Annotated in this window: 9 protein-coding genes and 1 pseudogene; 5 read left to right on the top strand and 5 right to left on the bottom strand. The window is 72.4% G+C overall.

Going from position 1 to position 10,375, the window contains the following annotated elements:
* Positions 1-17 precede the first annotated feature (17 nt).
* From otsB to ACFY16_RS24170, 3 genes are all read right to left on the bottom strand, one after another.
* Positions 18-890, bottom strand: coding sequence for a trehalose-phosphatase (gene otsB / locus ACFY16_RS24160; RefSeq protein ID WP_390649235.1), 873 nt, complete (start codon positions 888-890; stop codon positions 18-20).
* Between the two features lie 384 nt (positions 891-1,274).
* A complete protein-coding gene (locus tag ACFY16_RS24165) occupies positions 1,275-1,514 on the bottom strand; it encodes a DUF3263 domain-containing protein (RefSeq protein ID WP_390649236.1) in 240 nt (79 codons plus the stop codon).
* Positions 1,515-1,548: 34 nt separating this feature from the next.
* Positions 1,549-2,763 (bottom strand): extracellular solute-binding protein, encoded by a 1,215-nt coding sequence (locus ACFY16_RS24170; RefSeq protein WP_390649255.1) that lies wholly within the window; start codon positions 2,761-2,763, stop codon positions 1,549-1,551.
* Positions 2,764-2,926: 163 nt separating this feature from the next.
* On the opposite strand from ACFY16_RS24170, the gene ACFY16_RS24175 reads away from it, so the two are divergent.
* From ACFY16_RS24175 to ACFY16_RS24185, 3 genes are all read left to right on the top strand, one after another.
* Positions 2,927-3,907, top strand: coding sequence for an ROK family protein (locus tag ACFY16_RS24175; protein WP_390649237.1), 981 nt, complete (start codon positions 2,927-2,929; stop codon positions 3,905-3,907).
* On the top strand, positions 3,907-5,049 hold the full coding sequence (nagA, locus tag ACFY16_RS24180; RefSeq protein WP_390649238.1) for an N-acetylglucosamine-6-phosphate deacetylase: 1,143 nt from the start codon (positions 3,907-3,909) through the stop codon (positions 5,047-5,049). The genes ACFY16_RS24175 and nagA overlap by 1 nt, the downstream gene beginning before the upstream one ends.
* A 141-nt stretch (positions 5,050-5,190) precedes the next feature.
* On the top strand, positions 5,191-6,120 hold the full coding sequence (locus ACFY16_RS24185; protein ID WP_390649239.1) for a 1-phosphofructokinase family hexose kinase: 930 nt from the start codon (positions 5,191-5,193) through the stop codon (positions 6,118-6,120).
* Positions 6,121-6,133: 13 nt separating this feature from the next.
* Here ACFY16_RS24185 and ACFY16_RS24190 read toward each other — a convergent pair whose 3' ends face one another.
* Together ACFY16_RS24190 and cdgB are read right to left on the bottom strand one after the other, a co-directional pair.
* Positions 6,134-7,075 (bottom strand): CBM35 domain-containing protein, encoded by a 942-nt coding sequence (locus ACFY16_RS24190; protein WP_390649240.1) that lies wholly within the window; start codon positions 7,073-7,075, stop codon positions 6,134-6,136.
* Between the two features lie 131 nt (positions 7,076-7,206).
* Positions 7,207-8,865, bottom strand: a complete 1,659-nt coding sequence (cdgB, locus tag ACFY16_RS24195; protein ID WP_390649241.1) for a diguanylate cyclase CdgB — start codon at positions 8,863-8,865, stop codon at positions 7,207-7,209.
* Between the two features lie 315 nt (positions 8,866-9,180).
* On the opposite strand from cdgB, the gene ACFY16_RS24200 reads away from it, so the two are divergent.
* On the top strand, positions 9,181-9,777 hold the full coding sequence (locus tag ACFY16_RS24200) for a flavin reductase family protein (protein WP_390649242.1): 597 nt from the start codon (positions 9,181-9,183) through the stop codon (positions 9,775-9,777).
* Positions 9,778-9,825: 48 nt separating this feature from the next.
* Positions 9,826-10,375, top strand: a pseudogene (locus tag ACFY16_RS24205) (GNAT family N-acetyltransferase); the annotation flags it as partial.

The following is a 10,375-nucleotide window of genomic DNA, read 5'->3' on the forward strand; positions in this document are numbered from 1 at the left end:
GCGGCGCGGCCGAACGGTCAGCCCAGTCGTGCCGCGAGTGCGCGCAGGAGTTCCACGACCCCCTCCGGGCCGTTCACCACCAGGTCCGCCCGCTCTCGTAGTTCGGCCACCTCGTCGCTGCCGCTGCACACCAGGAGTCCGGGGACGCCCTCGGAGCGGAGTTTGTCGACGGCGGCGAACGCGGGGAGGTCGCCGAGGTCGTCGCCGGCGTAGAGGACGGACTCGGCGGCGATCTCGCGGACGTACTCCAGAAGGGCGACGCCCTTGTCCATGCCGGGCGGCCGGAGTTCGAGGACCATGCGGCCCGGTTCGACGATCAGGCCGTGGCGGGTGGCGAGGTCGGCGAGAGGTTCGCGCAGCGCCTCGAAGGCGGCCTGCGGGTCCTCGGCGCGGCGGGTGTGGACGGCGAGCGCCCGGCCCTTCTCCTCGATCCAGATGCCGTTTCCGGCGCCGGCGCCGATCGCGTCGAGGAATCCCGGCAGCTCGGCCCGCACGGCGGCGACGCCGGGGTGGGGCGGCGGGGCGGTGACGTCGCCGGTGCGGGCGTCCCAGCGTTCGACGCCGTAGTGGCCGAGGACGACGAGGTGCTCCAGGCCGGGGACACCGTCGAAACCGCCGTGGTGCACGGCCACCGCGGGCGGCCGCCCGGTGACGACGGCCACGGCGGCCACCTGCGGGGCGAGGGCGGCGAGCGCGGGGACCGTGTCCGGGTGCGCCCGGGCCTGCTCGGGGTCCGCCACGATCGGCGCGAGGGTGCCGTCGAAGTCGAGCCCGATCACCGCGCGGTGCGGGCGGGCGAGGATGGCGTCCAGCGCGTCGCGCCCCGCCTGGGTGGTGGGGGTCGGCAGGGGCGGTGCGGGATGCGAGGGGTGCGTGTCATGGCTGCCCATACGTCGACCCTATCCGCCGTGTCCGCGCGGGGGCGGGCATACGCGTGGCCGGGGCACACGACACGAGCGGTCCCTGAGGCCATGGCTCCCCACCCACCACCACGACCTCCCGGACCACTCGGCACAGGGCCCGGGGACGGCACGGCCTCCCGCCTGCCCGAGCAACCCCGCGGCACCACTCGGGTCGGGGCCCCGGGACGGCACGGCCTCCGCCTGCCCGAGCAACCCCGCCGCACCACTCGACTCGGGACCCCGGGACGGCACGGCCTCCCGCCTGCCCGAGCAACCCCGCGGCACCACTCGACTCGGGACCCCGGGGTGGGGACCCGGGAGTGCCCGCGCCCACCCCCGCACCGGCGCCCGCTCAGCCGGAGGCGGAGGGCCTCACCGTTCCGCCCGCCGTGCCTCTCGCACCCTTCTCAGCCGGTTCACCGTCACCGGGTCCTCCGCGAGGGCCCGCTCGTCGTCGAGGAGGGCGTTGAGGAGCTGGTAGTAGCGGACGGGGGCCAGGCCGAGTTCCTCGCGTATCGCGCGTTCCTTCGCGCCGGGGCCGGGGAAGCCGCGGCGTTCGAGGGCGAGGATGTCCCGTTCGCGGCGCCCGAGGCCCTCCTGGTCGTCGTCCATGACCGCACCGTAGCCCCCGCCACCGACACTCGGCCTACTCCGCGACGTCCGCTGCACTCGCCGTCGCCTGCAGCTGCCCCAGTACGCCGGTCGGGCTGCCGTTGGGCGTGACCGCCTGCCCGATGCTCTTCTTGACGGCCGCGCTGACCGTCGCCCAGGAGGTCTTGCCGACGGGGTAGAGCGTGGAGACGGGGAGTTCGTCCAGGAACGGCTTCAGGTCCTTGTCCTGCGCGGCCGTGCTCATGGCCTCGGACGCGGAGTCGGTGACCGGCAGCAGGTCGTACTCGCGGGAGAAGGCGAGGACGTTCTTGTCGTTGTAGACGAAGTCGAGGAACGAGCCGATCTCCTCACCGTGGCCGTTCTCCTTGAAGGCCGTCATCCAGTCGGCGACGCCCATCACGGACGAGGCTGGGCCGTTCAGGCCGGGCATCGGCACCATGCCGAACTTCACGCCCTTCTTCGCGGCCGCCTTCATCAGGGAGGGGTGACCGTTGAGCATGCCGACGTCACCGTCGGCGAACGCGGCGAACGCGTCCGCGCGGTTCAGCTCGCCGGGCGCGACGGGGCCGGTCAGCCCCTTGCCGACCAGTTCGTCCCTGAGCCAGGTGAAGGTCTCGACGTTCGGCGTGGAGTCGATGTCGTAGGTGCCGGTGGTCCCGGCGTAGGCGCCCCCGCCGCTCAGCAGCCACTGCATGGTCTCGGCCTGCGCCTCCTCGGGGCCCAGGGGCAGGGCGTACGGGTACTTCACGCCCTCCGCCTTCAGCGCCTCCGCGTCGGCGGCGAGCTCCTGCCACGTCGTCGGCGCGGTGATGCCGGCCTTGGCGAAGAGGGTCTTGTTGTAGAAGAGCAGGCGCGTGGAGGCGGCGAACGGCATCCCGTACTGGACCCCGCTCACCTCGCCCGCGTTGGCGAGCTGGGAGGCGAAGTCGGCCTGTACGGGGATGGAGAGCACGTCGCCGGCCGGGTAGAGCAGGTCCTTCGCCGCGTAGTCGGCGTACGCGCCGATCTGCGCCATGTCGGGGGCGTCGCCGGCGGCGACCATGTCCTTGACCTTGCGGTCGACGTCGGTCCAGGAGTAGACGCTCACCTCGACCTTCACGTTCGGGTGCTTCGCCTCGTACTCCTTGACGAGGGCGTCCCAGTAGCCCTGGGAGCCGTTGGCCTTGCTGTTGCCGTAGTCGGCGGCGACCAGCTTCAGGGTCACCTCGTCGGAGCCGCCGAGCCCGCAGCCGCCGAGGACCGCCGTCATGCCCAGTGCGGATGCCACCGCGATCGTCCCTGTTCTGCCCCGTTGGCCCCGCTGCACCGCTGTTCGCTCCGATTTCGTCGCTTGATCGTCCGTTTATCGGATCAAGGTCTACACCACGTGAATGGACTAGACCTCTTGCGGGTCGTCGGGCCACACTGTCCCCGTGAGACATGTCATCGCCCTCGATGTGGGCGGCACCGGGATGAAGGCCGCCCTGGTCGGGGCCGGCGGCGCTGCGCCTTCCGGGGGGACGTCCCCCACGCCCCCCGTGCTGCTGCACCAGGCACGCCGCGCCACCGGGCGCGAGCGCGGGCCCGACGCGGTCGTCGACAGCATCCTCGACTTCGCGGCCGATCTGCGCGCCCACGGCGAACGGCACTTCGGCGAGCCCGCGGCCGCCGCCGGTGTCGCCGTCCCCGGCATCGTCGACGAGACGCACGGCATCGCCGCCTACGCGGCCAACCTCGGCTGGCGCGACGTACCCCTGCGTGACCTGCTCGCCCGGCGGCTCGGCGGCATCCCCGTCGCCCTCGGGCACGACGTGCGCACCGGCGGGCTGGCCGAGGGCCGGATCGGCGCGGGCAAGGGCGCCGACCGCTTCCTGTTCGTCCCCCTCGGCACCGGCATCGCGGGCGCCATCGGCCTCGACGGCCGGGTGGAGGCGGGCGCGCACGGCTTCGCGGGCGAGATCGGCCACATCGTCGTACGGCCCGGGGGAACTCCCTGTCCGTGCGGGCAGCGCGGCTGCCTGGAGCGGTACGCGTCGGCGGCCGCGGTGAGCGAGGCATGGGCCGCCGTCTGCGGGGACCCGGAGGCGGACGCCGCGGACTGCGCGAAGGCCGTCTCGTCCGGCGACCCGAACGCCGTCCGGATCTGGCAGGACGCCGTCGACGCGCTCGCGGACGGCCTGGTCACCGCGCTCACCCTGCTGGACCCGCGCACCCTCATCATCGGTGGCGGGCTCGCCGAGGCGGGGGAAACCTTGTTCACACCGCTGCGGGACGCCGTCCGGCGGCGCGTCACCTTCCAGAAACTGCCGTCGATCGTCCCCGCGGCGCTGGGGGACACCGCCGGATGCCTGGGCGCGGGACTCCTCGCCTGGGATCTCCTGATCACCACTGACCCCTCGGAGGTAACCGCCTGATGGCCACTAGCAAGGTTCTCGCCGGTGCCCGGGTGGTGCTGCCCACCGGGACCGTGGACGGCGGCCGCGTGATCGTCGAGGGCACGCGGATCGCCGGCTCGGCCCCGGCCGACGCGGAGACCGTCGATGTCAGCGGCCACTGGCTGGTCCCCGGCTTCGTCGACATCCACAACCACGGAGGCGGCGGCGCGTCCTTCTCGGGCCCGGCCGACGACGTCCTGACCGCCGTTCGCACCCACCGCCGGCACGGCACCACCACCCTCGTCGCCTCCACCGTCACCGACGACATGGACTTCCTCGCCCGGCAGGCCGGCCTGCTGTCCGAGCTGGCCGAGCAGGGCGACATCGCCGGCATCCACTTCGAGGGCCCGTTCATCTCCCCGTGCCGCAAGGGCGCGCACTCCGAGGAACTGCTGCGCGACCCGGACCCGGCGGAGGTCCGCAAGCTGATCGACGCGGCGCGCGGCCACGCGAAGATGGTCACCCTCGCCACCGAACTGCCGGGCGGCATCGACTCCGTACGGCTGCTCGCGGAGCACGGGGTGATCGCGGCGATCGGGCACACGGACGCGACGTACGAGCAGACGGTGAAGGCGATCGACGCGGGCGCCACCGTGGCGACCCACCTCTTCAACGCGATGCCCGCGCTCGGCCACCGCACCCCCGGCCCGATCGCCGCCCTCCTGGAGGACGAACGCGTCACGGTCGAGCTCATCAACGACGGCACGCACCTCCACCCGGCCGCCCTGGAACTGGCGTTCCATCACGCGGGCGCCCGCCGGGTCGCGTTCATCACCGACGCGATGGACGCGGCCGGCATCGGCGACGGCCGCTACATGCTCGGCCCGCTGGAGGTCGAGGTCAGCGAGGGCGTGGCGCGGCTGGTGGAGGGCGGCTCGATCGCGGGCTCCACGCTCACGCTGGACCGCGCGTTCAAACGGGCGGTGACGATCGACAACCTCCCCGTGGGCGACGCGGTCGCCGCCCTGTCCGCCAACCCGGCCCGTCTGCTGGGGATGTACGACCGAGTGGGCTCCCTCGACCCCGGCAAGGACGCCGACCTGGTGCTCCTCGACGCCGACTTCACCCTCAAGGGCGTGATGCGCCGGGGCGAATGGGTCGTCGATCCCCAACTGCCCTGAAACGTCCGCCCGTACCGAGACGGTGGCCGACCGAGGACTGGGCCGACCGCCGTCTCTTTGGCATGATCGAGCCTCCGGACACACAGAGACACCCAGACACGGCAAGCGCGTTCTGAATTCCTTCGGGGGAGGTCGGCCCAGGTGATTCTGACGGTCACACTGAACACCGCTCTCGACATCAGCTATCGCGTACGGTCCCTGCGGCCGCACGCCTCGCACCGGGTCTCCGAGGTACTGGAACGCCCCGGCGGCAAGGGCCTGAACGTGGCCCGTGTCCTGGCCGCGCTCGGCCACCCGGTGACGGTCACCGGCTTCGCGGGCGGCGCGACCGGCCGGGCCGTACAGGAGCGGCTCACCGGCACGCCCGGGGTGGTGGACGCGCTCCTGCCGGTCACCGGCACGACCCGGCGCACGATAGCCGTCGTGGACGAGCGCACCGGCGACACGACCCAGCTCAACGAACCCGGCCCGACCATCACCCCCGCGGAGTGGTCCGCCTTCCAGGAGGCGTACGAGGATCTCCTCGCCGGCACGGACGCGGTGGCCCTGTGCGGGAGCCTCCCGCCGGGAGTGCCGGTGGGGGCGTACGCGGGGCTCGTCCGTACCGCACGCGCCGCGAACGTCCCGGTCCTGCTGGACACCAGCGGTGAGCCCCTGCGCCGGGCCGTCGCCGCCCGCCCGGACGTGGTCAAGCCGAACGCCGACGAACTCGCCGAACTCACCGGCTCCCACGAGCCGTTGCGCGCCACCCAGGACGCCCGTCGGCGCGGCGCCCGTGCGGTGGTCGCCTCCCTGGGCGCCGAGGGCCTCCTCGCGGTGACCCCCGAGGGCCGCTGGCGCGCCACTCCACCGGCTCACGTCCGCGGCAACCCGACGGGTGCCGGCGACTCCGCGGTCGCCGGTCTGCTGTCCGGCCTGGTCGACCGGCTCCCGTGGCCGGACCGCCTGGCCCGCGCGGCCGCCCTGTCCGCGGCGACGGTGGCGGCACCGGCGGCGGGCGAGTTCGACCGGGGGGCCTACGAGCAGCTGCTGGGGCAGGTGGCGGTGACCGGGGAGGTCACCGCGGCCTAGACCGGCCCGGCCCTCAGTTCTTCCAGCCCTTTTCCAGCGACAGCTGGTCCAGGTTGGCGTCGCACTGGTTGCCCTGCTCGCAGGAGATCTTGATGACGTTGGTGCCCTTGTTGAGGGTGATGGACGCGTACGTCGTCGTCCAGCCCTTCTCGTAGTCGCCCTCGGCGGCCTTGGAGAAGTTCGCCATGTTCAGCGGGCGGGTCTGTGCCTCGCCGTTGATCGTGAGGGTCGCGTTGGCGTCCTTGCCGGGCACGCCGTAGCGCACGTTGAGCGTGTACTTGCCGCTCTCGGGGATGCCGCTGACGTTCCAGGTGACGGCCGCGCCGACCTGGTTGAAGCCCGTCACGTAGACACCGCCGTCGGACTGCGCGCCCGCGACGTCGGTGGCGGTGCTGGTGCCCGACAGCAGCAGCGCCTTCGCGTCGATCTTCTGCGGCTCGAAGGTGTCGTCCGCCTGCTTGGTGGCCGACTCGCTCGGCGACGCGCTCTGCGACGCCGAGGGCGACGTGGTCGCCTCGTCGCCGGCCTTGCCGTCGCCGGAGTCGCCGCCCAGCATGGCCACGCCGATACCGATCACCACCGCCGCGACGACCGCGATCGCGCCGATCAGCAGCCCCTTGGTGTTGGGGCCGCGGCCCCGGCCGCCTCCACCCCCGTGCCCGGACTGCTGCGGCACGGTGGGCGGGCCGCCGGGGAACGTCTCGGGGGCCGCGTAGTGCGCGTTCGGCTGGCCGTACGCGGCCTGCTGGGGCACGTTGGGCTGGGCGTACGGGGCAGTCGGCGCCTGCTGCCCGTACTGCCGCTCGCCGACCGAGCGAACCCGGCTGACCGAGTTCGGGTAGCCGTAGCCACCACCGGACGGCGGCTGGGCTCCGTTGGCCTGACCGTCGGCGTAGAGGTAGCCGAACGGGTCGTCGTCCTCGGGCGTGCTCGCGCCGTTGTTGCCGGGCGTCATCCCTTCGTACTCCTCAACAGGTGCGGGGCGGATGCGGTACGCGTGTGCATAGGTGTAGAGAATGGCGAGCCTACCCGCTCCCGGTGCCCCAAACAGGTGACTCGGACCGCATCAACTCGCTGACCTGCGGATCATCCCGCACGTCTGTGCTGTTTGGGACGAGATCGTTTCTCGACGTACATCCGTTCGTCGGCTGACTTCAGCACTTCGTCCGCGGTCATCCCGCAGTGTGCCCAGCCGATGCCGAAGCTGGCGCCCACGCGGACGGCCCGCCCCTCCGCACGGATGGGCTGGATGATCTCGTTGCGCAGCCGTACGGCGAGGTCCTGGGCGTCGGCCCGGCCGAGTCCGTCGGCGAGGATCACGAACTCGTCGCCGCCGAGCCGGGCCACCGTGTCGCCGTCGCGGACCTGGCGGCTGAGCCTCCGGGCGACCTCGATGAGCACCGCGTCGCCCGCGTTGTGGCCGAACCTGTCGTTGATCGACTTGAAGCCGTCGAGGTCGCAGAAGAGGACCGCGAGCCCCTTGGCGCCGTCGTCCCGGTCGTCCTCGGGGGCGGCGGTGTGCACATGGTGGTCGTAGGCGTCGAACGCCTCCGTGCCCGGCCGGAAGTCGAAGCCGTGGCCGTTGGCGTCGAAGGCGGGGTGGCCGAAGGCCGCGTCGTGGGAGTCGAGCGCGGCGGGGTGCGTCGACTGCGGTCGCTGGCAGAGCCGGGCGGACAGCCGGGAGCGCAGCTCCGCGGAGTTCGGCAGGCCGGTGAGGGAGTCGTGGGAGGCACGGTGGGCGAGCTGGAGCTCGCGGCGCTTGCGCTCCTCGATGTCCTCGACGTGGGTGAGCAGGAAGCGGGGCCCGTCGGCGGCGTCGGCGACGACGCTGTTGCGCAGGGAGACCCAGACGTACGTGCCGTCGCGCCGCCCGAGGCGCAGCTCGGCCCGGCCGCCCTCGGCCGAGGTGCGCAGCAGGGTGCCCAGGTCCTCGGGGTGGACGAGGTCGGAGAAGGAGTAGCGGCGCATCGCGGAGGCCGGGCGGCCCAGCAGGCGGCACAGGGCGTCGTTGGTGCGCAGGATCCGGCCGTGCTGCTCGCCGCCCATCTCGGCGATGGCCATGCCGGAGGGGGCGTACTCGAAGGCCTGGCGGAAGCTTTCCTCGCTGGCGCGCAGGGCCTGCTGTTCCCTTTCGAGCCGGACCAGTGCGCGCTGCATGTTCGCACGTAGACGCGCGTTGCTGATCGCGATGGCGGCCTGGAACGCGTACATCTGGAGCGCCTCGCGCCCCCACGCTCCCGGATGACGGCCGTTGCGCGGCCGGTCCACGGACAGCACGCCGATCAGCTCGCCGCAGGTGCCGCCCGGCACCGCGGGCGTGTACATGGGCGCGTAGAGCCGGTCGGAGGGGTGCCACTCGTCCTCGAAGCGGGGAGCGGGCCCGTCGGTGTACCACTGGGGCACGTCGTCGTCGTCGAGGATCCAGCCCTCGGTGTGGGGTATGAAGACCAGGTCGCCCCAGGTCTCGCCCATGTTCAGGCGGCGCTCCCAGGACTCGCGCGAGCCGACGCGGCCGGTGATGAGGGCCTCGGCGGCCGGGTTCCCGGCGAAGGCGGCGACCACGAGGTCGCCGTCGGCGCGGACGAGGTTCACGCACGCCAGCTCGTACCCGAGGGCGGTCACGACGCCCTCCGCGACGGTCTGCAGTGTGTCGGCCAGGCTGCGTGCGGTGTTCATGTCCGCCATGACCTGGTGCAGCTGTCGCAGGGACGCAAGACGGACGTAGGGCTCCGACTCGGTCTCCATGCTCGCCCTCCCCCCGAGACTTCGCAGCGAATCAAGGGTTGTCTTCGGCGTACGTCCTTGCAGCTTCCCAGCCACTGAATCACAGCGCGCTGCCCACTCGGTACACAGGGTCAACAATTAATGGCTCTTGTGACTCAAGTCACAGTAGAAGCTGAACAATTGAGTGGAGTTTCTGTATTTTCCCTGTGCGTTTACTGAACGCAAACTTTGTAGGTGTGTGGACATGATGCCTGCCGCCTCGGTCCACGGTCTTAGGACCGCACTCGGGCCGAGGTCCGATGTGCCGGCCACGGGCCGGAGACTAGCGTTTCCGGCGTGCTGAAAACTCCCCCCGCCGCTTCCCCTGCCCTGGCCTCTCCCGCCGCCGCGCCCGCCTCCGGGCATGCTGTGGGGGTGAGCAACGACGAGTTCCGCGCCGCGATGTCCCGGCTGGCCGCGGGCGTGGTCCTGGTGACCGCTCAGGAGCCGCCGCTCGACCCCGCCGACACGTCGGCGCCGGGCGGCGAGGACGTCGGCATGACGGCGACGGCCTTCCTGTCGGTGTCCCTGGACCCGCCCCTGGTGCTGGTCAGCCTGCGCGAGGGCTCCCGCATGGACGATCTCCTCGACGAGCAGCCCCTGTGGGCGGTCTCCGTGCTCACCGAGAGCCAGCGGCACATCGCCGGCCGGTTCGCCATGAAGGGCCGCATCAGCGACCGGCTGCTGTTCGAGGACATCCCCTACGTACGGGGCGAGGTCTCCGGCGCACCCCTGGTGGGCGGCGCCCTGGCGACCCTGGAGTGCCGCACCGAGCAGCGGGTGACCGCGGGGGACCACACGCTGGTCATCGGGCGGGTGCTGGCGGCGGAGGTGCCGAGCGCGGACGGGGGGCCGCTGATGTATTTCCGGGGGCGGTACCGGCAGTTGGGGTGAGCCGGAATTCCGTGGCCCAGCGATGATCGCCGCGCTTACGGTGCCCGCATGACGACGACTCCCGCGCTGCGCCTCGAGGAAATCACGCCCGCCAATTTCGACGCGGCGACCGGCATCCGGGTCCGCCCCGAGCAGGAGTACGCGGTCGCCCCGGTGATGAAGTCCCTCGCCGAGGCGTACGTCCATCCCGCCGGCGTCGCCTGGCCGCGCCTGATCGTCGACGGCGACCGGCCCGTCGGCTTCCTCATGGCCTTCTTCGACATCGACTGGCGCACCGACGGCACCCTCTTCCGCTCCGGCCTGTGGCGCCTGAACATCGCGGCCGGCGAACAGGGCCGCGGGTACGGGCCGCTTCGCCGTCGAATCGGTGGCCGCCGAGATCCGCCGCCGGGGCGGCAAGGAGCTCTACGTCACCTGGCATCCCGGCCCCCACGGCCCGGAGGGCTTCTATCTGGGCCTCGGCTTCCGGACGACCGGGGAGGAGAGCGAGGGAGAGACCGTAGCCTCCCCGTTTCGCTTCGCATGGTTGGGCTGCGCTGATGGCGGTGGATCGGTGGTGTCGGTTGCTGGTCGCGGGGCGGGCATGGCTTGGGCCCGA

Source organism: Streptomyces sp. NPDC001315, from assembly GCF_042896175.1.
Classification (GTDB): domain Bacteria; phylum Actinomycetota; class Actinomycetes; order Streptomycetales; family Streptomycetaceae; genus Streptomyces.

What these genes read in the sequence shown, in the direction of transcription:
- otsB (WP_390649235.1), bottom strand. Translation starts at nt 890, where the DNA reads ATGGGCAGCCATGACACGCACCCCTCGCATCCCGCACCGCCCCTGCCG.
- ACFY16_RS24170 (WP_390649255.1), bottom strand. Translation starts at nt 2,763, where the DNA reads ATGACGGCGGTCCTCGGCGGCTGCGGGCTCGGCGGCTCCGACGAGGTG.
- cdgB (WP_390649241.1), bottom strand. Translation starts at nt 8,865, where the DNA reads ATGGAGACCGAGTCGGAGCCCTACGTCCGTCTTGCGTCCCTGCGACAG.
- nagA (WP_390649238.1), top strand. Translation starts at nt 3,907, where the DNA reads ATGGCCACTAGCAAGGTTCTCGCCGGTGCCCGGGTGGTGCTGCCCACC.
- ACFY16_RS24190 (WP_390649240.1), bottom strand. Translation starts at nt 7,075, where the DNA reads ATGACGCCCGGCAACAACGGCGCGAGCACGCCCGAGGACGACGACCCG.
- ACFY16_RS24165 (WP_390649236.1), bottom strand. Translation starts at nt 1,514, where the DNA reads ATGGACGACGACCAGGAGGGCCTCGGGCGCCGCGAACGGGACATCCTC.